Below are 19,403 nucleotides of genomic sequence, written 5' to 3'. Positions count from 1 at the left end.
ATCAGAGGTTCGAATCCTTTCGGGGGCGCCACTTTCTACATCTCTCAACTTGAACCTGTTCGCGCGGGGCACCGCGACTGACGCCCGTGGTGTTCAACCGGAACGCTGCCGGCGACGCTGACAGGGTCGGGGTGCGGGTCGGCATCGACGCTTTCTGATGTGGCCCGCGTCGTGTTCGACCGTATCGTCCGGAGATTTCATCGAATACCAGAACTCTCTGGATCGGGCACCAGCGGGGGCAGCGTCGCCGTCGGAGTGTCGTCGGTCGGCCGCGTCGACGGCCGGTGCGCCCGGCCAAGGCGAGGCTCGCAGGACGAGCATTCCGGGCCTTCATCCCTGGGCCGGATCACGCGCGAATCCGGGGAAGCTGGCGTCGTGCGGGCGACCGCTGCCGATCTTGAACCTCGCCATGCAAGCCCCGCCTGCACAGGTTCCCGCCTGCACTGGTGCGACGCATCCGAGACGCCGCGGTGGATGAGCCGGTGGCGCGGCCACGATGGCGATGACGCGTCTTCGTCGCGGTATGTCGATTATGAATTGTATATCCTTCTACATTGAAGTCGGGCCAGCGGTTCAATACACCTTTGGGTGGTGCGTCCGGGTCGGATCGCATGCGCCATGGATCGTGGAGGGGCGTCCCTTGCCGGAGAGTGCGCCTGAACGGATCGCCCCCTGTCCGCCGCCGCGTGAGCGCATGATCAGACGCATCGCCGAAGCGCTGGGCCGGCCGGAGGCCGTGTTCCGCAAGGACGGCGCATCGGGATCCGACTTCGCCGATCAGGGTGAGCTGTTGCGGATCTGGCAGAGTCTGACCGACCACGCGGACCGCCGGAGGATCCTGGCCTTCGCGCGCGGGGTGGCGTCGGAGCGCTCCGGCGTGATCCGCCCATGATCTTCGTGACGAATGCACAGGGACGGGCAACCTTCATCAGCCCGGAATGGACCGACTTGACCAGCCAGTCCCTGGAGGACGCCGTGGGGTTCGGCTGGGCTCGGGTCGTGCATCCGGAGGATCGCGACATCGCCCGCACAACCGTCGAGTCCGCCATTCAGGCACAGAGCGCCTTCAACCTGCGCTACCGGATGCTGGCGCACGATGGCCGGGCCATGTGGGTCGCCGCCGGGGCGGTACCGTCCTTCGGCCCGCCGAACCGGACGTTCCTGGGCTTCCTCGGATCGATCACACCGATGGCTGAAGATCCCGCCGCGGAGATGCGGGCCTACGGTTCGCTCGGGAGTTTCGTGCCGCCTCCGGTGCATCCGGCGACACCGCCGAGTTCCATGCTGGAGGCCATGGCGGATCACCTCCTCATGGCCCACACCCTCGTCGAGCCCGCATCCGTGGGGCGTCTGCGCCCCCTCATCGAGCGGCTGCTGCACGAGGTCGGGGTCGAACTCGCGCGCGCCGAGCTGGAGGGGCCGGCCCAGGCCGCGTTTCACTGACGCGACGGACCGAGCCGGGGCGGCGTATCCCGGATCGTTACGGCGTGATGGTACAGGTCGAAACCGGCCGTATCCGGGCCGTGGCCAGCGCGCGGTCATCGGCACACAGCGTATCGGGTCGTTGAGGCGGCAGCGGCACCCGGCGACGGTCGCCGCCGGACTGGTTCTCCGCCAGCCTGAGGAAGCCAGCTTCCGGACCCGTGCGCTTCAACCGATGCGCGGCGGCCTCGCGTCTCTCGGCCGCCAGCCGGGCATCGTGTCTCCGCTGGGCCCGGAGAAGCGCCAGGCGTCTGTGATGGCGCAGGATGCGCAAGCGCGCGGTCCGGGCGTAGCGCCGCGCCCGGGCGGTCAAGCGTACAGGGACGGGGTCCGAGCGCACGCCACGCCCGCGGGCCCCGTCATGCGTCGGCACGTCGGCGCTGCGGAGTGAGACCGGCCGCAGGGTGGGGCGCGCAGGCCCGGCCTCCGGGACGGGGGCCGCCGCGACTGCCTCCCGCGGCGCCCGCACGGGCAACGGGTTGGACCGGACGATGTCCAGCGCCGGTGGCGGCGCACCGCATCCCCGGCAGATGGAGGCGGAGATGCGCCGCCACGTCTGGGCATCCCGGTCGACAAGGTCCCTGAGCCGGGCTTGGTCGCTCACCACCGGCCGGCTCCCGACCCGTGTCTCGCTGGGCATCTCGGTCAGGGACGCGGCCTGGGCAGCATCGCCCGCGATCAGACTGATGGCCATGATCGCGCGTACGAGACGACGCATCCACCCTCGCTTTACCGGTTGCACAGAGGTCGCAGGAACGCTGCGGGGCTGTTACGGCGCAGCGCGCGATATGGTTCCACGCTGCGTGGCCGCCCAAAACCTTCGGTCGGGGGTCAAGAGGACGACCGCGTGGCCAGGCTGAACTGGATCGGCTCCCGGACCCGCCGGAAGCGCGGCCGCGCGAACGCGCGGGCGGATCGGGAGGCGTGTGGCCGGGTGAGGTGCCGTGCGAGGGGGAGGTCGCGAGGGGTGGCCGCTCGGATCCGCGCGCGGCCGCGCTGGCGTGTCGGCAGATCCGCCTGCTGGGCGCCGACATCCGGAAGACTGGTCGCGGACGGCACATCGGTATCGACCGGCTGGGCGCTCGGTTGCTTGGCCGTCTCGCTGGGCAGATCGGCCCAACGCCGCGGACCGGGCGACAGGTCATCGCGATCGGCGGCGGATTCTGCGGACGATACGCGCGTGACCACGCTGACGGTACGGGGCTCGGCTGGATCGGACCGGCGCGTCGGCAGGAGCGCGACATAGACCGCTGCCCAGAGCGCCACGCCGGCAAGGACCGAACCGACAAGGGCAACGTGATGGGTCATGGCGCCAGCAACGGCCGGCCCGATCTTATGGTTCCTGCCGAGGTACGCCGTCGCGGCTGTCTCCGCGGACATCACGGCGCGTGGCGGTCCGATCCGCAGGCCGCAGGTCTCGCAGACAGGCATGCCAGGGGCCCGCTGGCGCGCTGATGCCGGAAGATCCTCCGGCGCCGTACCCACCGGCGGCTGAACGGGAGGGGCTACCGGACGTGAGCCGGGCGCCTATGTCGCTGACAAAGGAGCGTTTCGACCCATGATCATGATCATCATCTGCTTCCTCGCGCCGTGGCTTGCCATGTTCCTGCGCGGGAAGGTGCTTCAGGGCATTCTCTGCATCATCCTACACGTGACGATCATCGGCTGGATCCCGGCCACGATCTGGGCACTCGTCGTCACGCGGCGGGAGACGGCCTGACAGGCGCTCCGCCGAGGCATGCACTGCCTCGGTATCGCGGCGAACCGAAGATGCGGAGCCGTGCGGGGTGCACGGCTCCGACCGCCCGGTGCACCGTCAAGGCCGGGAAGCCTGGCCGCGCGCTCCGGTCCGACCCTGTCGAAGGCGTCACGGTGCCGTCGCGGACGGCCTGATTCAGTGGGGGCTGTGGTGCGGACGGCCGATCGGCAGGGCCGCGACCGAGATCAGGAAGGGGCAGTCCGGCTCCGTCGATCCGATGTTCGACAAGGGACGCGTCGTGAGATCGACGCGATGACCGCCGGTCCGGCGGCCGAGGCGCTGAACCGCGATCCTGAGCGTCTCTTCGTAGGCGGCCTCGTCCGTATCGCCCGCAGGCATGTCGGCACACAATTGGGCGAAGGCGGTACGAAGATCGATGTCGGCCATGGGTTCATCCACCTGAACTGCGCAGGCCAGGGAACGGGGACGTGGTTAATGGAGCGTTAACCCGCGCCCAGGATCGCGTGACGATCGGGGGCTTCGGTTCGGGTCGATATCCGCGGGCGCCAGGGCCGAGAATCGCCCGTCGGCGGGGACGGTCCGCGACCGATCCGCAAAGGGATTTTTAACGGTCCGTCCGCATGCTCGTCGGCTCGATGTTGTCGTGAGCGTCCATCGGGCGCCGGAGCCTTCGACGCCATGGCCCTGCTCAGTGCGATCTGCTTGCTCTCGGGCGTGACACTGGCCGGCATGGCGCCGCAACGCTCGGTCCGGCAGACAACTTTCGAAGGCGCCGGCGGCGGCCTGATCATGCTCGGCCTCGTCATCATCGGCGCCGGGCTGCCACTGTTCCGATAGCGACCGGACGCCGACCGCACGTCCTGACCCGAGGAGGGATCAGGGCGTTCCGCGCCGGCATGGCCCCTAGTGCATCGATCCAGACGGAGGCGTCAGCCGAGTCCGGAAAATTGATGCAAAACTAAAGGTCTAGTTCTCACTCGCATGAACGAAGTGCATGCGTCAGAGCACTTGGTCGCTCTCCGCCGAAGTGGACAACGGTTCGGCGCAAGAGAGCGCGCAAGAACAAAGGCTTCGCGTGGGGCTCGAGTGCAACGCGATCGGGCACCGCTCTGGCCGACCCCACAGGGTGTGCCGGCACAAAGACCTGGACAGAAACAGAGATGGCGAGCCGGGTTCGATTGCCCCGAAATTGAACGCCGCTTTAGCCGAGGACTTCGTCCGGGCGGCTTCGGACGGCCGCCACGTCGGACCCGACATCGTCCAGCGCGCAGCGGACCTGTTCCAGGGCGGAGGTCACGAGTTCGGCCGTGTGAGGAGACCCTGCGCAGTCCCGTGCCCGAAGGCCGCGCCCGTCGCACAGATACGGCATCATCTGGCCGTGAAGCGTCGCATAGGCGCCGGGGTTGGACAGCTCGTAGACGACTGCCAGAGCGTGGTAGGCCCGAACCAAGATCTCCAGCGCGACATCCGACCGGCTCGCGGCCTGCTCCCAATCATCGCTGTCCATGTCGCGCTTTGAGTTTTATTGCTGTCCAATCGACAGTTAACATGCCCCATTAAGACTGTCGATATTCTAAGCTATTGTTATTGCAGCGCTTCGGGGTGCGGGAACATTTATCGGCGGCTTATGGCTCGACTGCAACACATGTAGATGTTGGCTGATGAAATCAAGTCATCATCTGATTGCGCCCGCGTCGGGAAGGCCGAATCATCGTCGCGATCTTGTTCTCCGCCTCGGCCAGCACGCTGTTCACAAGGTGAGTGGCATTCTCGACGGTTCCGGCAGCGAGGGTTCCGCTCCGGCTCGATTCCTCGGCGATGCGGAAATTGTCCTCGACGAACGCACGGATCTTCCGCTGAACATCGACGAACTCGCCCGGGTGGGCGGTTTCGTAGAGAAGCGCCAGGGCCAAGTAAGCGCGACCGACCATGTCGAGTGCCAGATCCGCGCTCGTCTCGGAACTCACGATCTCGGTCGAGGCCACGGTGGATGATCCCTGTCGATTACATCCGAGCAGGCTAACAGAACGCGAAGGCGTTGCAATCGGCCAAGTTGTTCCGCAGGCGGTTTTCCCTGAGACATCTTGGACCGGCGGATCGGGCTTTGATTCCGTCAGGTTTTCCCCCACCGGAAACCACGGATCCATGCCGGACCTGTCACGGGCTCCTGCCGGGGAGTTGCAATCCGCGGTGATCCCCGAAGATCGTCCCGCCGCAGCCTTCTCGGGGTGGTTCGGTTGCGCCGGGCCGGTAATTCCATCCGGCGGCGGGTCGGGCGGCGCACGCGCGTCTGCGTAATCGAGCCTGTCAGAATCCCGACGCTTTCATGGAGTCGTGGCCGGATCGGGCCCCTCGGCTGTGGTCTCGCGCGGCCAAGCCGATTATCGACACCCGCAAAGGGGACGGCCTCGCCCGGCCCGTAGGATCCGGCCGAGCGCCGGAAACCCAGGAGAGTTGTGACCGTGCCCGACAGCACCCCGCGCCCCGTGATGCTCGTGATCCTCGACGGCTGGGGCCTCCGGGACGAGATTGCCGACAACGCCGTCCACCAGGCCCAGACGCCGGTGTTCGACGGGCTGATCCGGGAGCGCCCCCAGGCACGGCTGCGGACCTTCGGTGCGGATGTCGGGCTCCCCGAGGGACAGATGGGCAATTCCGAGGTCGGTCACCTCAATATCGGCGCGGGCCGGGTGGTCCTGCAGGATCTGCCGCGGATCGACACGGCCATCGCGGACGGGTCGCTGGCCCGCAATCCTGCCCTGACCCGGTTCATCGAGGCCCTGCGCGCCACGGGCGGCACCTGCCACCTGATGGGGCTGCTGTCGCCGGGCGGCGTCCACGCGCACCAGGACCACGCGGTGGCGCTGGCGCGCGTGCTGGTCGAGGCCGGCATCCCGGTCCGGCTCCACGGCTTCACCGATGGGCGCGACATGCCGCCCCGCTCCGCCGCCACCTGCGTCGCCGCCGTCGAGAAGGCGCTGCCGCAGGGCGCACGCATCGCTACCCTGTGCGGCCGCTATTTCGCGATGGACCGCGACCGGCGCTGGGAGCGGCTCACGATCGCCTACGACGCCCTGATCGAGGGGCGCGGCACCCGCTTCCCCCGGGCCGGGCAGGCGGTGGCCGCCGCCTACGCGCAGGATATCTCGGACGAGTTCATGAAGCCTGCCATCATCGGCGACTATGCCGGCATGCGGGACGGCGACGGACTGCTGAGCTTCAACTTCCGCGCGGACCGGACCCGGCAGATCCTCGACGCGCTCCTCGACCCGGACTTCTCCGGTTTTCCCCGGTCCCGGACAATCCGCTTCGCCACCGCCCTGGGCATCGTCCAGTACAGCGTCGAGCTCGACGCCTTCGCCGACGCGCTGTTCGGTGCCCTCGACCTGCCGAACGGGCTCGGCGAGACCGTGGCCCGGGCCGGGCGCGCGCAGCTGCGCATGGCCGAGACCGAGAAGTACCCGCACGTCACCTACTTCATGAATGGCGGCCGCGAGGCGCCGTTCGAGGGCCAGGACGCGATCCTCGTGCCCTCGCCGAAGGTCGCGACCTACGATCTGCAGCCGGAGATGTCGGCGCCGGAACTCACCGACCGCGCCGTCGCGGCGATCGGCTCCGGACGCTACGACCTCATCATCCTGAACTTCGCCAACCCCGACATGGTCGGCCATACCGGCAGCCTCGCCGCCGCCGTGACGGCGGTGGAGACCGTCGATGCCTGCCTCGGCCGCGTGGTCGAGGCGGTGACCGCGCAGGGTGGGGCGCTGCTGGTCACCGCCGACCATGGGAATTGCGAGACAATGCGCGACCCGGAGACCGGCGAGCCGCATACCGCCCACACGCTCAACCCGGTCCCGGTGACTTTGGTTGGCGTCGACGGGGTGTCGCTGGCCGATGGCCGGCTCGCCGACGTGGCGCCGACGCTCCTCGACCTGATGGGCCTCGACCAGCCGGCCGAGATGACCGGCAGGTCCCTGATCCGCCGGGCCGGTTGATGGACCGGCATGGCGGCTGCACCGGTCGGGCCGTCATGCCTCAGTTGCCCGCCATACGTCCCGTTGCGGGACCGGATCGTGCCAGAGCGGGGTGGGGGTGGCCCGCGCCTGGGCACGATCCATACGTGCTGCCGTCTCTCTCGGTGGGTTTGCGGATTTCCACTTTGCCCGACGCGCCGATGCTGGACGCAGCTCTCCCCCTCGCCCCGCTTGCGGGGAGAAGGCTTCCTGCCCCCTTGTCGGGGCAGGAAGCGAGGCGGCAGCCGAGGGTGAGGGGGCGGTTGAGGATGAGACTCTTCCGGATCCGCCCCCTCACCGCCGCTTCGGCTGCGCCTGCGCTTCCCGCCTGGACGACGAGGTCCATGCGGGCCTCTCCCCGCAAGCGAGGAGAGGAGGGCGACAGTCCCCGGTCCCGATCATGATCGCCCGGCACAGCCTGATCTATGTCGGCTCGCGCGGCTTCGCGGCCGCCTTGAACATGGCCTCGGTGGCGGTGTTCACCCGGCTCGCGCCGGCGGCCAGCTACGGCACCTACCTGTATGTCCTGTCCTGGGCGCTGGTGCTTTACGGGGCGACCTGCCAATGGCCGAAATTCGCGTTCTTCGCCCTCTACGACGAGGCCCGCGAGCCCGCGCAGGTCGGCACCGTGGTGCGCATCCTCGCCGGCACGCTGCTGCTTGCGGGCCTCGGCAGCGCGCTGGCGGCCGGGCTCGGTTTGGTCCCGGGTCGGATGGCGGCGGCGGTCCTGGCCTTGGCCTGCGGCACCACCCTGTTCGAGGGCGCGACCGAGATCGCCCGCACCCGCCTGCGGGTCGGGGCGGTGGCGGCCTCGGTGATGACCCGGGCCGTGCTGATCCTAGGCCTCGGCAGCCTCGCGCTGCACCTCTCGGCCGATCCGCTCGATCTCGCCTTCGCGGTGGCCACCGCCAACGCGCTCGCCTCGCTCCCGGCCGCCGCCACCATCGCGCCGATGATGCCCGGGCGCGGCAGCCGGGCCGAGGCCCTGCGCCTGTTCACCTATGGCTGGCCGCTGGTGCTCTCCTTCGGGACCGCGGCGCTGGCCCAGAGCCTCGACCGGCTGATCATCGCCAAGACCGTGGGGCCGGCGGGGCTCGGCGCCTACGGGGCGCTGGCGGATTTCCTGCGGCAGAGCTTCATCGTGTTCGGCGAGGCGATCGCCCTGTCGCTGATCTCGCTCGCCAAGCGGGAGGCGCGCACCGGCGGCATGGCCGCCGCCGCGGGGGTCCTGAGCGACGCCGCCCGGGCCATGACCCTGGTGGCGACCTTCGGCGCCGTGTTCTTCCTCTGCTTCGACGATCTCGTGGTTACCGTGCTGCTCGGGCCCGACTACCGGGCCGAGGCGCGCCACCTCGCACCGGTGCTGATCCTGGCGAGCATCCTGATGATGTTCCGCGCCTATTATTTCGGGCAGGTGATCTACTTCACCCGGACCAGCGGGCTGGAGGCGGCGGCGGCCTTCGCCACCCTGGCGACCGTGGCGGCGCTCTCGCTTCTCTTGATCCCGACCTTCGGTGCCCCCGGGGCGGCCCTCGCCTTCGCGGGCGGGCAGAGCGCGGCCTGCCTCGTACTGGTGTTCGGCGCCCGGCGGGAGGGCACGACGATGCCCCTGCCGCTCGCCGACATGGCGGGCATCGCCGGGATTGCGCTGGCCTGCGCGGCCGTCAATGCCGGGATCGGGCTGATGCCGGGGGGCTTCATGGTGCCGGGGCAGGTGCTGCGCATGGTCCTGCTCGCCGCCGGCGCGGGGGCGGCGGCGTGGCGCTACGACGTGCTCGGCTTCGCCGGTGCGATCCGCCATCGGCTCGCGGCCTGACGGAGCCCATGCCGGACACCGCCACGCTCCCGCACGGCCTCGTCGCGGCGATCCGGCTCCTCGATCCGGCGGCGGCCTGGATCCCGGCCTGGCGGGCGCTGGGGGACGGGTCCGCTATCCGGAACCCGTTCTACGAGGCGGGCTACGCGCTCGCCGCCCGCGACGCCTTCGGCGCCGGGGTGCGCCTGTTGATCGTGGCCGACCGGCCCCCCGAGGCATTGGGCGCGCGGTTCCACGCCGCTTGGCCGTTCCGTGTCTCGCGGTGGCGCTGGGGCCTGCCGCTGCCGGTGCTGATGGGCTGGACCCACGGCTACTGCCCCTTCGGCGCCCCGCTCCTCGACGGCGCTGGGCCGGAGGCGGCGTTGGCCGGCCTCCTCGCCGCTCCGCGCGCTCTCGGCCTGCCGCCGCGGCTCCTCCTGCCGAACGCCCCCGCGGACGGGCTCCTCGCGGATCTCCTGGCGGCGCGGGGCGCCGCCCGCGCCGCCTACTGGCCGCACAGGCGCGGCCTGCTCGACCTCAGCGCCCAGGCCCCGGAGGCGCGGGCCTCCTATCTCGGCCACCTCTCGGGCCAGCGGCGGCGCAAGCTGCGCCGGGCCCATGCGCGCCTGGAGGTAGAGGGCGCCGTGGCGTTCGACATGCTCGACACGCCCGCCGCCCTCGATCGCGCGCTCACCGAGCACGTCGCCCTCGAAGCGGCTGGCTGGAAGGGGCGGGCGGGCACCGGCCTCGGCCAGCGGCCGGCGGAGGTCGCCTTCCTGCGCGCCGCCCTGGCCGATCTGGGCGCCGAGGGGCGGGTGCGGATCGCGCGTTTGCGCCGGGCGGACCGGACGCTCGCCTCCCTGATCCTGCCGGTCACCGGCTCCGAGGCCTGGGTGCTGAAGATCGTCCACGACGAGGCGGAGCCGGAGGCCGCCCCCGGGGTCCAGCTGGTCCACCGCCTGACCGAGACGGTGGCGTCGGGCGGGTGGGCGCTCGACCGGATCGATTCCTGCGCGCCGCCGGATTTCGCCCTCGGCTCGCTGTTCTGGACCGAGCGGCGGATGATCGCCCATCTTCTGGTCGCGGCGGGGCACGATCCCCTCTTCCCGGTGGCCCGGGCGCTGGAGCGTCTCCGGGAGCGCGTCGCCCAGGCGCGCCTCACCGGGCGGCGGCTTACCAGCCGAAGCGGGCGATCTGCGCCAGCCGCGCCTGGGTCTGCGCCGGGTCGCGACCCATGACGGCGACGCGCCCGGACAGGTCGTAGTAGGTCGGACTGAAGGGGAGCTGGACCAAGACGATCCCGTCGTCGCGGGCGCGGGCGACCGAGGCGATCAGGCAGGGCAGGACCGTCTGGTCGGCCGGTCCTGCGATGCAATCGGCGCGGGGGCTGCCGAAGATCGGGCGGTTCGGCCAGGTCAGCAACAGCGTGGTGCCGCCCCGCCGGTCCGGGGCCGGGGGCAGGGTGTAGCTGCGCAGGAACAGCCCGCAGGCCAGCAGAACCAGCCCCGGCAGGATCAGCACACGCATCCGCCTCAATCTCCCGCGTCGAACCGCGTGCGGTAGAAGACCTCGCGCCCGGCGCCGTCGATCACGCGGACAGCCTCGGCCGGCTCGCCCGAACGCTGCGGCACCCGAGCCCGGGCGAACAGGCGCAGCGCCCGTTCCTGCGCGGTCTCCAGGCTGCCAACCCGCACCGAGATCCGCGTCTGGATCTCGCCCGGCTCCGGTCCGAGGACTTCGATGTGGAAGGTTTCGCGCAAGGGCATCCGCCTGATCGAGGGTATCCGGTTGCTGGACCCGGCGGGGTCCGACCGGGGCGCGATACCACGATCCGGGTTCCGGCGCCGGACGATCCCTTCAACACGGTCTTCGGCTGCCGCGCGAAGCGACCCAGGGACGCGCCAGTGCCGCCGTCGTCAGATGAGCCCCTGGATGCGCGCGGGTCGCTTCCGGGGCCGCGCATCGGTCGAGGTCTGCCGGGACGCCTGCCGGAACTCCGTCGGCGTCAGGCCGTGGCGCTCCTTGAAGCGGCGGGCGAAATGGGCCTGGCTGGTGAAGCCGCTCCCGTAGGCCAGCAGGCCGATCGAGAGGTGGGCGCAGGCCGGATCGATCAGGCGCCTGGCCGCCACCTCCAGGCGGCGCTCCCAGATATAGTCGGAGATGTGCCGGCCGCGCTCGTGGAACAGTTCCTGAAGGCGACGCAGGGAGACGCCGACCGCGACGGCGAGCTGAGGCGGGTCGAGGGTCTGGTCGCTCAGGTTCGCCTCGATATAGGCTTTGGCGCGCTGGACCGTGACGGTGCCGTGGGTGGAGCGCGGCACCTCCTGCGCGAGCCGCTCCGCGAGGCTCGCCATGAGCAGGTCGCTCCCGATCGACGCCATGCGCGCGGACGCGTCTGGCGTGAGCTGGTCACCCACCCGGACCAACTCTTGGATATAGGTCCGTGCCAGGGTCGTGGAGGCGAGATCCGCGCTGACCGTGAGGGCGCTGAACAGCCGGGACGGGCCCAGCATCGCCTCGAAACGCTCGCGCGGCAGGTCGAGAACCAGGGCGCTGCCCGTCTCCGTCTGGAAGACGGCGGGGCGAGCGTCGACGACGATGAAATTACCCGCGCGGCTCACCGCCTCTTGGTCGCCTTGCTGCATGGTATCTTGGCCGGAAATCCGCATGATCGCGTAAACCCGGACGTGCCGGCCGTTGCGCCGGACCGTGTCGGCCGTCGCCTCGGTTCGCATCGTCGTGTGCGAGAAGTGCGAGATCAGCAGCGGGCCGATGCCCGTCACATCCATCCGGCCCTGGAACGGGACGTCGTCGAGGATCCGCAGGTCGGCCGGCACCAGCCGCTCGCAGACCATCTCCCGCCACAGGCGGAAGGCATTCTTGGGGTGCACTCCATCCGTCGAGAAGAGCGTCTGCATGCGAAGTCAGAGCGTGGAGGCTGTACACCGCCACCCGGCGTGTCGGCTGGAGAGCCTCATACTGTATACTTTCTAATCTATCAATGATAATTAATTAATATTACTTCATTGGCTCGGTGTGTATTATAAATTGCTCCGTTGTTGGATATCGTTCAATTTTCAACGAGTTTCATTTAAATCAATATATTATCACGTACAATATTTGTGCCTCGAATACGCCGCGCGTCCGCAGCAAACCGCGACTGGTCGACCGGTCTGCTCGCCGCGCCTCGTTGCGGCTGCGGCGTGCGGTTCGGAAGCCGGACTCATCGCTTCATGCAAGACGTCCGGGACGGCGGTGTACGCAAGGGACCGACCATGCGTGATCCGATCTTGGAGCCGATCTTGGAGCCAAGTCCAATTGCCTCGCGGCCGCCCGCGGCCCTATGAGGCCTCACGCATCGGGATACACCACCGGAGAACGCCGTGGACCCGCTCAAGGCCGCCGCCGCGACGCTGCTCTGCCTCGCCCTGTTCTGGCTGGCCTTCCGGCTGACCCGGCGGCTGGTCGATCTCGTCATCGCGGGGGGCTACGCCGAGGAGCGCCGGCGGCTGGCCGAGGAGGCGGCTCAGGCTGAGTTCGAAGCCGAGTCCGTGCCGCAGACCGCCGCCTTCCAGGCGACCGCGACGAGCTTGGCCGCGGACGGGGACCCGTCATGCGCCGCGGCGATCGGCGTCCATACTCACTCGACCTCTTCGATCAGCCGCGTGCAGGGCGCCGCCGCCAAGTAGGGGTGGTCGAGCCGCGCGCCGGCGGCGGCGGCGCCCCGACGGACGCGGATCGGAGCATTCAGGGAGGTGCCGGGCATCCACCGGCCCTTGCTGGTGGTGGGCGGCCCTATGGACGGGCCGCGATCGGACACGATCGGCTTCCCGAAGAGAGGCGAGCGGTCGGGGCACCCCAGCCACCGCGGGTTGGGCCTCGTCGTCTCGAACGAGCGCTTAGCCGTGCGCGCTTCGCCGGTATGCCGGGGCCCGGTGCGTGAGCAGACGGAACAGGCCGAGACCGATCAAGCCCGTCGCGCCGGCCAGGATCACGGCTGGGCGGACGCCCGTGCGCGCTGCGGCGCGGTCGAGCGCCACCTCCACGGCCCCCGCGAGATTGGCGGCGAGCGGCACCACCTGGGTATCGAGGAACAGCTTCGGCGCCGAAGGACCCGACGGCTTCTTCAGCAAGTAGTCCCGGCTGATGATCAAACTAACCTCCGTTAAGTTTCAATAATTCTCGCGAACAAAGCTCGGTGTCCGCGGTTTCGACGGAGAACGCTGTGACGTCGCTCGTGTATCCCTGGATGCATCGGCCCGGAGACATCCCTCTTGGACAAGCCCCAATTCAAGCCGTACCGCCTGCCATCCGGGGGATGGGGCTCCGCCCTCTCGGTCGGGACCATCCTGAAGCGCGAAGGCGTGCTGGCGAGCGGTCCGATCGTGCTGAGCCGGCACAACAAGGTCGACGGCTACCAGTGCAACAGCTGCGCCTGGGTGAAGCCGGCGAGCCCTCTCCCCTTCGAGTTCTGCGAGAACGGCGCGAAGGCCGTGGCCTGGGAACTCACAGCCCATCGCTGCACGCCGGATTTCTTCGCCACCCACACGGTCACCGAGCTGCTCGGCTGGGACGACTACCAGCTGGAGCAGACCGGACGCCTGACCCACCCGCTCCGCTACGATGCGGCGACTGACACATACGTGCCGGTCTCCTGGGGCCACGCGGTCGATGAGATCGCCGGTGAGTTGCGGGCCGTCGAGGACCGGAAGAAGGGCGCGGTCTTCTACAGCTCCGGGCGCCTCTCGAACGAGGCGAGCTATCTCTACCAGCTCTTCGCCCGGCTCTACGGCAACAACAACCTGCCGGACTCGTCCAACATGTGCCACGAGACGACCTCGGTGGCCCTGCCGGTCAGCATCGGCCAGGCGGTCGGAAGCGTGACGCTCGACGACTTCGCCAAGTCCGACTGCATCATGTTCTTCGGCCAGAATCCCGGCAGCAACGCGCCGCGGATGCTGCATCCCCTCCAGGAGGCGAGCCGGCGCGGCGTTCCGATCATCACCTACAACCCCCTGCGCGAACGCGGGCTGGAGCGCTTCCTCAACCCGCAATCGCCCTCCGAGATGCTCACCGGCAAGGCGACCCGGATCAGCTCGCAATACCACCAGGTGAAGGCGGGCGGCGATCTCGCGGCCCTCGCGGGCATCTGCAAGGCGGTGCTCGCCACGCATGACGCGGCCAAGGCCAAGGGCGATTCCATCCTCGACGAGGACTTCATCCGCGACAACACGAACGGATTCGAGACCTTCGCCGACTGGTTGCGCGTCCAGGACTGGGACGAACTCGAGCGCCGCTCGGGCCTGCACCGGGCCGACATGGAATCGACCGCCCACGTCTACTGCCATTCCCGGGCGGTCATCGGCGTCTACGGCATGGGGCTGACGCAGCATCAGGCCGGGGTCGAGACCGTGCAGATGCTGGTCAACCTCCTGCTGATGCGCGGCAATATTGGCCGCGACGGCGCCGGGATCTGCCCGATCCGCGGCCACTCCAACGTGCAGGGGCAGCGCACGATGGGCATCACCGAGAAGCCCGAGCTGTTCGACCTGGATCGCCTGGGGCAGCAGTTCCACTTCGAGCCGCCGCGCGAAGCGGGCTACAACACCGTGGAGGCCTGCGAAGCGATCCTGCGGGACGAGGTCCGGGCCTTCATCATGCTGGGCGGCAACTTCGCCCGGGCGATCCCCGATCACGGCCAGATGGAACCGGCGTGGCGCCGTCAGCGGCTGACCGTGAACGTGATCACCAAGCTCAACCGCACCGCGCTGCTGCCCGGCACGATCAGCTACATCCTGCCGGTCATCAGCCGCCTGGAGATCATCGAGACCGCCAAGGGCCAGCAGATGCTCTCGATGGAGGACACCTCGGCCTGCGTCCACGGCAACCGCGGCGTCCGGCGCCCGGCCTCGCCGCACCTGATCGGCGAGATCCGGCTGATCTGCGAATTGGCGCAGCGGGTGCTCGACCCCAACCCGCGCGTGCGCTGGGACCTGTACAGCGACGATTACGCGGAGATTCGCAGGGAGATCGGCGAGACGCTGCCGGATTCGTTCTGGGATTACGAGCGGCGCATGTGGGAGCCGGGCGGCTTCCAGCGCGACCTGCCGGCGAAGCGGCGGGAATGGCGCACGGAGTCGGGCCGGGCCATCTTCGTCACACCGACCGGTCTCGACGAGGACGCCGACATGCCCGATGTCGGCCACGATATCCTGCGGCTGATGACGCTGCGCAGCAACGACCAGTTCAACACCACGGTCTACGGCTATCACGACCGCTTCCGGGGCATCAAGAACACCCGGAACGTGGTGCTGATGAACCGTTCCGACATCGACCGCCTCGGGCTCAAGGTCGGTCAGCCGGTGACGCTGCGGACCGTGGCCCATGATGGGATCGACCGGGCGCTTTCGGGGCTGCTGGTCGTGGCCTACGACATCCCGATCGGCTGCATCGGCGGCTACTACCCGGAATGCAACGTGCTGATGCCGATCTGGCATTACGCGATCGGCAGCAAGACCCCGGCCGCCAAGGCGATCCCCGTCACGGTGCACGCCGACGGCGATCGGGTCCTGGAGCCGCAGCTGGAATACGCCACGGGTTAAGCCATCGCTCTCCGGTGGCCTGCGATCGCGCGCGTCACGACAGGGGCTTGGCGGCCGACCCGCCGGCAACGCGATCGGGCACGTCACTAGATCTCGAGCCCCGCCACCTGCCGCAGCGCCTCGCCGGCGATCATCGCGGCCGCCACCGCCACGTTGAGGGAGCGCAGGCCCGGCCGGATCGGCACCACGATCCGGGCCTCGGCCGCCGCGTGGACCGCCTCCGGGGCGCCGGCGGATTCGCGCCCGACCATCAGGCAATCGTCTGGGCGGAAGGCGAACGCCGTGTAGGGCAGGGCGCCCGCCGTGGTGGCGAGCACGAGCCTGCACCCCGCGCCGGCCCGCCACGCCTCGAAGGCTGCAAAGGAGCGGTGCCGCGTGATCACCACGTGGTCGAGGTAGTCGAGTCCCGAGCGGCGCAGGTGGCGGTCCGAGACGTCGAAGCCCGCGGGCTCGATGATCTCCACCGCGAGCCCCAGGCAGGCCGCCATGCGCAGCATCGTGCCGGTATTCTGGGGGATGTCGGGCTGGTAGAGGGCGAGGCGCAGCATGGCCTGGGCTTTGTGGCGGGCGGTTGCCGCCCCGTCAAAGGACCGCCGCGCCGTTGCGCAGTCGGCAAACCGCCGCGCTTTCGACAGCGCCCGGCAGATCATGCGGAACTTAAGCTCCGCCAGAGCCTTAAGGCGGCGCCACCCGCGTCCGCGGCCCACGACCGAAAGACCTGATCCGATGCGCAAACCACTCCTCGCCTCGGCCCTCCTGCTGGCCGGCCTCGCCACCGCTTCGGCCCAGACTGCCACCCCGAATGCGGGCGGCGCCAGCCCCGCCACCCCGGTTCCGGGGCAGCCCGCAACCATGGCCGACAACCTGCGGCCGACCTTTGTGGTCCAGACCCCGGACGACCGGGTCGCCAGCAAGCTCATCGGCACCAGCGTGGTGAACGGCGCCAACGAGACGATCGGGCAGATCGCCGACATCGTCCTCGACGAGAAGAACGCCGTGAAATCCTGGGTGATCGGGGTCGGCGGCTTCCTGGGCCTCGGCTCGAAATACGTCGCGGTCGACCCCTCCGTGGTCACGCTCAACCGGACCGACGACAAGACCCTCCAGGCCCGGATCGACACCACCAAGGATCAGCTCCGCGCCGCGCCCGAATACATCTACCTCGGCAAGGAGCCGCCGAAGGGCGCGACCCCGGCCAACCCCGCGGGCGACCCGGCGCAGAAGCTCTGACGGACGCGGCAAGCGGGCCGGCGACACCGGGCCCGCTTGCCTCCACGCGGCGTTCCGTGCTGTGCCCACCTCCGTCCCGAGGTCGGAGTCCGACACGATGCGCCGCGCCCTCATCCCGCTCCTCGCCTTCTGCCTCGGCCTCGTCGGCATCACGGGGGCGGCGGTGTTCGCGTTCATGCCCGAGAAGGCGCCGGTGGGCGTGCCCGGCGTCGGCGGCCCGTTCACGCTGGTCGATCAGGACGGCCGCACCGTCACCGAACGCGATTTCGCCGGTGCGCCGCATCTCGTGTTCTTCGGCTTCACCCATTGCCCGGATGTCTGCCCGACGACCCTGCAGCAGGTCTCGGACGTGCTCGCCGCCCTGGGGCCGAAAGCCGCCAACATGCGGGTGGCCTTCGTCACGGTCGATCCCGAGCGCGACGACCCGGCGAGCCTGAAGACCTATCTGTCGAGCTTCGACCCGCGCATCACCGGGCTGACCGGCAGCCCCGAACAGGTCACCGCCACCGAGAAGGCGTATCGCGCCTATGCCCGCAAGGTCCCCGGTAAGGACGGCGACTACACGATGGAGCACACCGCCATCGTGTACGTGATGGACGCGCAGAACCGCTTCCTCGGCGCCCTGGACCTCTCCCGGCCCGCCGCCGACACCGCCGCGCAGCTCGCCAAGAAGATCTGAAACCGGGAGATTAAGATCTGAAACCGGGAGATTAAGATCTGAAACCGGGAGATTCCACAGGGATCATCCCTTTGACGGGGTCTCGAGGCAGAGCCCTGAGGCGTCGGGCAAGACCAGTAAGTTGGTCGCTGCCCTGACGCCCGGGCCGGCCCGCCTACAGCGTCATCCCGGCGTGGAAGCGGTCGGCGGAGAGCGGCAGCAGGAACTGAACGCCGAACCCGCCGTCGAAGTAGCGCACCAGCCGCCCCGGCGTGCTGCCCACGGTCACAAGCGTTCCGAGCGGCAGCGCGAGCGGGCTGGCGATCGCCACGCCCGACATGGAGATGTCGATCAGCCGGGCCTGGACCGCGTTGCCGCCGTCGATGCGCAGGGTGACCCCCGGCTGGGTCGGCACGAGGCGCTCGTGGGAGCGCCCCTCCGGCAGGCCGAGCATTTCCCGGTTGGCAAGCCATGTGAGCTGGGAGGCGAGCTTGTCGCGCTTGCGCGGGGTGGCGTTGAGCTGGACCGCGAACCCGTCCGCGCACAGGCGGGCGATCCAGCCCTCGATCCGGCCGATATGCTCGAGATAGAGCACCACCCGCTCGCCGACCTCGCCCCGGACTGCACAGGTGAGGCGGACGCCGCCCGGCGACATGTCTATGGTCTGGCAGGGATACTCGCGTCGATCCGCCAGCATGTAGCGGCCGAGGACGGAGATCCGCACGCGCTGGTGGCGGCGCTCGTCCGAAGCGCTCCGCGCCGGGTCGGGCGCCACACGGGGCTCCATCTCAGCGGTGATGTCGACCGCGATCATCCCGGGACTAATCCTCCTGCGCGATCAGCAGAGTCGGAGCCTAGAGCGGGACCGTTACGAAACCCTTTTTTTCCCCTCAGCGTTGTACTTGCCCATTATTATCTCGCACAGCGCGAACCAGTCGGCCCTGTACAACCCTCAGGTCTTGCTTAACCCCGTCCGCCGGCATGCACGACGAGGTGCCCGCGGCGCACGGGCCCCGGGTAGCCTGCGCTGGACCGGATCACCGGGCGCGGCGGCGGCAGGGTATCCGGCCGGCGGCTCGGCAGGATGCGCAACGAGGTGGTCTCCGCCGTCACGAGCGGGCGCAGGCCGATCCAGGGGGGCGTTCCGTCGAGGCTGAGGGCACCGAGCGCCCGGACCTGGGTGCGGCCGCGGTGGCGCAGGGGCAGGAGCAGGAGTTCGAGGTCGGCCACCTCGCCCGCCGCGTTGGTCCCGCGCAGGCCCGCCACGACGCCGAGGGTGTCGTTGGCGACGATCTCGATGATCCGCCAAGGGTCGACCGCCTGGGCGCCCCACAGGGCGGCGAACGACTGGCCCTTCAATTCCCGGCCGTACAGGGCGCAGACCCGCGTCCCGGCGAGCCGGACGGTGGCTTCGCTGGCCGCCATGTCGAGTTCCAGGATCAGGCTGTCGGCCAGGAGGTGGCGGATCTCGCCCGGCTCGATCTCGCCCCGTTCCGGGGCGGCGCGCTCGCCGCGCAGACGCTCCCAGTAGGCGTGGAGCATGCGGCTGGTGGGATGCTTCATCGGTGTCCCGACTCTAAACGCCTGTGGTTCATCCCTGGATCGTTCTGGTACATCCGCGAGGCTGTAGCCGGCCGGTCCGGGCCTTCACGGCGTCCGGGCGCACGCCCCATGCCGGCCCGTGAGCCGGCCGTACCGCTTCGGCGTCGGCGAGACAATCGGGGCCGTTGCATCCCTGACAAACGGGCCATCGACCGATCGGACGGCCCGGTCGGGGTTGTCGGCAGCCGGAAGCGGGAGAGACTTTGCAGGACGGCTGAACGGGGGCGTCTGAACAGGTCTCTCCGCGTTACGATCAGTCACCACGGAGGCTTCGGCCGATCAGACAATCCGTCATAGCCGG

General features: G+C 69.5%; 23 protein-coding genes. 11 read left to right on the top strand and 12 right to left on the bottom strand.

Features of this window, described 5'->3' with window-relative positions; all coding sequences use genetic code 11:
* Nucleotides 1–694: 694 nt before the first annotated feature.
* The gene (locus tag OXS49_RS26930) at nt 695–892 is read left to right on the top strand and encodes a hypothetical protein (protein WP_267427758.1); all 198 of its coding nucleotides are present in this window, start codon (nt 695–697) and stop codon (nt 890–892) included.
* Entirely contained in the window at nt 889–1,443 is a 555-nt protein-coding gene (locus OXS49_RS26925; RefSeq protein ID WP_267427757.1) for a PAS domain-containing protein, read from the top strand. Before OXS49_RS26930 ends, OXS49_RS26925 begins: the two co-directional genes overlap by 4 nt.
* Before the next feature lie 37 nt (nt 1,444–1,480).
* Here the strand turns inward: OXS49_RS26925 and OXS49_RS26920 are convergent, their stop codons facing one another.
* Nucleotides 1,481–2,200 (bottom strand): hypothetical protein, encoded by a 720-nt coding sequence (locus tag OXS49_RS26920; RefSeq protein ID WP_267427755.1) that lies wholly within the window; start codon nt 2,198–2,200, stop codon nt 1,481–1,483.
* Between the two features lie 113 nt (nt 2,201–2,313).
* Nucleotides 2,314–2,790 (bottom strand): hypothetical protein, encoded by a 477-nt coding sequence (locus OXS49_RS26915; protein ID WP_267427754.1) that lies wholly within the window; start codon nt 2,788–2,790, stop codon nt 2,314–2,316.
* Nucleotides 2,791–3,040: 250 nt separating this feature from the next.
* Here OXS49_RS26915 and OXS49_RS26910 point away from each other — a divergent pair, with 250 nt between their 5' ends.
* A complete protein-coding gene (locus tag OXS49_RS26910; RefSeq protein ID WP_243922072.1) occupies nt 3,041–3,202 on the top strand; it encodes a YqaE/Pmp3 family membrane protein in 162 nt (53 codons plus the stop codon).
* 174 nt (nt 3,203–3,376) lie between these two features.
* Here OXS49_RS26910 and OXS49_RS26905 read toward each other — a convergent pair whose 3' ends face one another.
* Nucleotides 3,377–3,628, bottom strand: coding sequence for a hypothetical protein (locus OXS49_RS26905; RefSeq protein WP_244002414.1), 252 nt, complete (start codon nt 3,626–3,628; stop codon nt 3,377–3,379).
* 252 nt (nt 3,629–3,880) lie between these two features.
* Between OXS49_RS26905 and OXS49_RS26900 the strand changes: the two genes are divergently transcribed.
* Nucleotides 3,881–4,039 carry a hypothetical protein gene (locus OXS49_RS26900; protein WP_244002412.1) on the top strand — a complete coding sequence of 53 codons (159 nt, stop codon included), beginning with the start codon at nt 3,881–3,883 and terminating at the stop codon, nt 4,037–4,039.
* Between the two features lie 364 nt (nt 4,040–4,403).
* On the opposite strand, the gene OXS49_RS26895 is transcribed toward OXS49_RS26900, so the two are convergent.
* Both OXS49_RS26895 and OXS49_RS26890 read right to left on the bottom strand, forming a co-directional pair.
* A complete protein-coding gene (locus OXS49_RS26895; RefSeq protein ID WP_267427753.1) occupies nt 4,404–4,709 on the bottom strand; it encodes a hypothetical protein in 306 nt (101 codons plus the stop codon).
* A gap of 160 nt (nt 4,710–4,869) precedes the next feature.
* Nucleotides 4,870–5,187 carry a hypothetical protein gene (locus OXS49_RS26890; RefSeq protein ID WP_244002409.1) on the bottom strand — a complete coding sequence of 106 codons (318 nt, stop codon included), beginning with the start codon at nt 5,185–5,187 and terminating at the stop codon, nt 4,870–4,872.
* Nucleotides 5,188–5,691: 504 nt separating this feature from the next.
* Here OXS49_RS26890 and gpmI point away from each other — a divergent pair.
* From gpmI to OXS49_RS26875, 3 genes are all read left to right on the top strand, one after another.
* Complete coding sequence (gpmI, locus tag OXS49_RS26885) at nt 5,692–7,197, top strand: 2,3-bisphosphoglycerate-independent phosphoglycerate mutase (protein WP_267427759.1); 1,506 nt, start codon at nt 5,692–5,694, stop codon at nt 7,195–7,197.
* Nucleotides 7,198–7,615: 418 nt separating this feature from the next.
* A complete protein-coding gene (locus tag OXS49_RS26880; RefSeq protein WP_244002406.1) occupies nt 7,616–9,031 on the top strand; it encodes an oligosaccharide flippase family protein in 1,416 nt (471 codons plus the stop codon).
* A gap of 8 nt (nt 9,032–9,039) precedes the next feature.
* Nucleotides 9,040–10,248, top strand: coding sequence for a GNAT family N-acetyltransferase (locus OXS49_RS26875; RefSeq protein ID WP_267427752.1), 1,209 nt, complete (start codon nt 9,040–9,042; stop codon nt 10,246–10,248).
* Here the strand turns inward: OXS49_RS26875 and OXS49_RS26870 are convergent.
* From OXS49_RS26870 to OXS49_RS26860, 3 genes are all read right to left on the bottom strand, one after another.
* Nucleotides 10,184–10,537 (bottom strand): hypothetical protein, encoded by a 354-nt coding sequence (locus OXS49_RS26870; RefSeq protein WP_267427751.1) that lies wholly within the window; start codon nt 10,535–10,537, stop codon nt 10,184–10,186. The two genes, OXS49_RS26875 and OXS49_RS26870, sit on opposite strands and share 65 nt — an antisense overlap.
* 5 nt (nt 10,538–10,542) lie before the next feature.
* Nucleotides 10,543–10,770 carry a hypothetical protein gene (locus tag OXS49_RS26865; RefSeq protein ID WP_244002429.1) on the bottom strand — a complete coding sequence of 76 codons (228 nt, stop codon included), beginning with the start codon at nt 10,768–10,770 and terminating at the stop codon, nt 10,543–10,545.
* A gap of 156 nt (nt 10,771–10,926) precedes the next feature.
* Entirely contained in the window at nt 10,927–11,928 is a 1,002-nt protein-coding gene (locus OXS49_RS26860) for a helix-turn-helix domain-containing protein (RefSeq protein WP_267427750.1), read from the bottom strand.
* Between the two features lie 465 nt (nt 11,929–12,393).
* Between OXS49_RS26860 and OXS49_RS26855 the strand changes: the two genes are divergently transcribed.
* Nucleotides 12,394–12,699, top strand: coding sequence for a hypothetical protein (locus OXS49_RS26855; protein WP_244002399.1), 306 nt, complete (start codon nt 12,394–12,396; stop codon nt 12,697–12,699).
* A gap of 210 nt (nt 12,700–12,909) precedes the next feature.
* Here the strand turns inward: OXS49_RS26855 and OXS49_RS26850 are convergent, their stop codons facing one another.
* A complete protein-coding gene (locus OXS49_RS26850) occupies nt 12,910–13,164 on the bottom strand; it encodes a hypothetical protein (protein ID WP_244002397.1) in 255 nt (84 codons plus the stop codon).
* A 120-nt stretch (nt 13,165–13,284) separates the two neighbouring features.
* Here OXS49_RS26850 and OXS49_RS26845 point away from each other — a divergent pair, with 120 nt between their 5' ends.
* Nucleotides 13,285–15,612 (top strand): FdhF/YdeP family oxidoreductase, encoded by a 2,328-nt coding sequence (locus OXS49_RS26845; RefSeq protein WP_267427748.1) that lies wholly within the window; start codon nt 13,285–13,287, stop codon nt 15,610–15,612.
* Nucleotides 15,613–15,698: 86 nt separating this feature from the next.
* On the opposite strand, the gene OXS49_RS26840 is transcribed toward OXS49_RS26845, so the two are convergent.
* Nucleotides 15,699–16,160, bottom strand: a complete 462-nt coding sequence (locus OXS49_RS26840; protein ID WP_244002392.1) for a tRNA (cytidine(34)-2'-O)-methyltransferase — start codon at nt 16,158–16,160, stop codon at nt 15,699–15,701.
* 178 nt (nt 16,161–16,338) lie between these two features.
* Between OXS49_RS26840 and OXS49_RS26835 the strand changes: the two genes are divergently transcribed.
* Together OXS49_RS26835 and OXS49_RS26830 are read left to right on the top strand one after the other, a co-directional pair.
* Nucleotides 16,339–16,842 (top strand): PRC-barrel domain-containing protein, encoded by a 504-nt coding sequence (locus OXS49_RS26835; protein ID WP_267427745.1) that lies wholly within the window; start codon nt 16,339–16,341, stop codon nt 16,840–16,842.
* A 97-nt stretch (nt 16,843–16,939) separates the two neighbouring features.
* Nucleotides 16,940–17,521: an SCO family protein gene (locus tag OXS49_RS26830; protein ID WP_244002388.1), complete on the top strand. Its 582-nt coding sequence runs from the start codon at nt 16,940–16,942 to the stop codon at nt 17,519–17,521.
* A 154-nt stretch (nt 17,522–17,675) separates the two neighbouring features.
* On the opposite strand, the gene OXS49_RS26825 is transcribed toward OXS49_RS26830, so the two are convergent.
* Together OXS49_RS26825 and OXS49_RS26820 are read right to left on the bottom strand one after the other, a co-directional pair.
* Nucleotides 17,676–18,314: a PilZ domain-containing protein gene (locus OXS49_RS26825; protein WP_267427743.1), complete on the bottom strand. Its 639-nt coding sequence runs from the start codon at nt 18,312–18,314 to the stop codon at nt 17,676–17,678.
* Between the two features lie 149 nt (nt 18,315–18,463).
* Nucleotides 18,464–19,063: a PAS domain-containing protein gene (locus OXS49_RS26820; protein WP_244002384.1), complete on the bottom strand. Its 600-nt coding sequence runs from the start codon at nt 19,061–19,063 to the stop codon at nt 18,464–18,466.
* Nucleotides 19,064–19,403 lie beyond the last annotated feature (340 nt).

This window comes from Methylobacterium sp. GC_Met_2, assembly GCF_026540795.1.
Classification (GTDB): domain Bacteria; phylum Pseudomonadota; class Alphaproteobacteria; order Rhizobiales; family Beijerinckiaceae; genus Methylobacterium.
This window is presented reverse-complemented; position numbering and strand designations above follow the sequence as displayed.

Excerpts from the sequence above, each read along its gene's own strand:
- OXS49_RS26930 (WP_267427758.1), top strand. The coding sequence starts at position 695 with ATGATCAGACGCATCGCCGAAGCGCTGGGCCGGCCGGAGGCCGTGTTC.
- OXS49_RS26925 (WP_267427757.1), top strand. The coding sequence starts at position 889 with ATGATCTTCGTGACGAATGCACAGGGACGGGCAACCTTCATCAGCCCG.
- OXS49_RS26920 (WP_267427755.1), bottom strand. The coding sequence starts at position 2,200 with ATGCGTCGTCTCGTACGCGCGATCATGGCCATCAGTCTGATCGCGGGC.
- OXS49_RS26915 (WP_267427754.1), bottom strand. The coding sequence starts at position 2,790 with ATGACCCATCACGTTGCCCTTGTCGGTTCGGTCCTTGCCGGCGTGGCG.
- OXS49_RS26910 (WP_243922072.1), top strand. The coding sequence starts at position 3,041 with ATGATCATGATCATCATCTGCTTCCTCGCGCCGTGGCTTGCCATGTTC.
- OXS49_RS26905 (WP_244002414.1), bottom strand. The coding sequence starts at position 3,628 with ATGGCCGACATCGATCTTCGTACCGCCTTCGCCCAATTGTGTGCCGAC.
- OXS49_RS26900 (WP_244002412.1), top strand. The coding sequence starts at position 3,881 with ATGGCCCTGCTCAGTGCGATCTGCTTGCTCTCGGGCGTGACACTGGCC.
- OXS49_RS26895 (WP_267427753.1), bottom strand. The coding sequence starts at position 4,709 with ATGGACAGCGATGATTGGGAGCAGGCCGCGAGCCGGTCGGATGTCGCG.
- gpmI (WP_267427759.1), top strand. The coding sequence starts at position 5,692 with ATGCTCGTGATCCTCGACGGCTGGGGCCTCCGGGACGAGATTGCCGAC.
- OXS49_RS26880 (WP_244002406.1), top strand. The coding sequence starts at position 7,616 with ATGATCGCCCGGCACAGCCTGATCTATGTCGGCTCGCGCGGCTTCGCG.
- OXS49_RS26875 (WP_267427752.1), top strand. The coding sequence starts at position 9,040 with ATGCCGGACACCGCCACGCTCCCGCACGGCCTCGTCGCGGCGATCCGG.
- OXS49_RS26870 (WP_267427751.1), bottom strand. The coding sequence starts at position 10,537 with ATGCGTGTGCTGATCCTGCCGGGGCTGGTTCTGCTGGCCTGCGGGCTG.
- OXS49_RS26860 (WP_267427750.1), bottom strand. The coding sequence starts at position 11,928 with ATGCAGACGCTCTTCTCGACGGATGGAGTGCACCCCAAGAATGCCTTC.
- OXS49_RS26840 (WP_244002392.1), bottom strand. The coding sequence starts at position 16,160 with ATGCTGCGCCTCGCCCTCTACCAGCCCGACATCCCCCAGAATACCGGC.
- OXS49_RS26835 (WP_267427745.1), top strand. The coding sequence starts at position 16,339 with ATGCGCAAACCACTCCTCGCCTCGGCCCTCCTGCTGGCCGGCCTCGCC.
- OXS49_RS26830 (WP_244002388.1), top strand. The coding sequence starts at position 16,940 with ATGCGCCGCGCCCTCATCCCGCTCCTCGCCTTCTGCCTCGGCCTCGTC.
- OXS49_RS26825 (WP_267427743.1), bottom strand. The coding sequence starts at position 18,314 with ATGATCGCGGTCGACATCACCGCTGAGATGGAGCCCCGTGTGGCGCCC.
- OXS49_RS26820 (WP_244002384.1), bottom strand. The coding sequence starts at position 19,063 with ATGAAGCATCCCACCAGCCGCATGCTCCACGCCTACTGGGAGCGTCTG.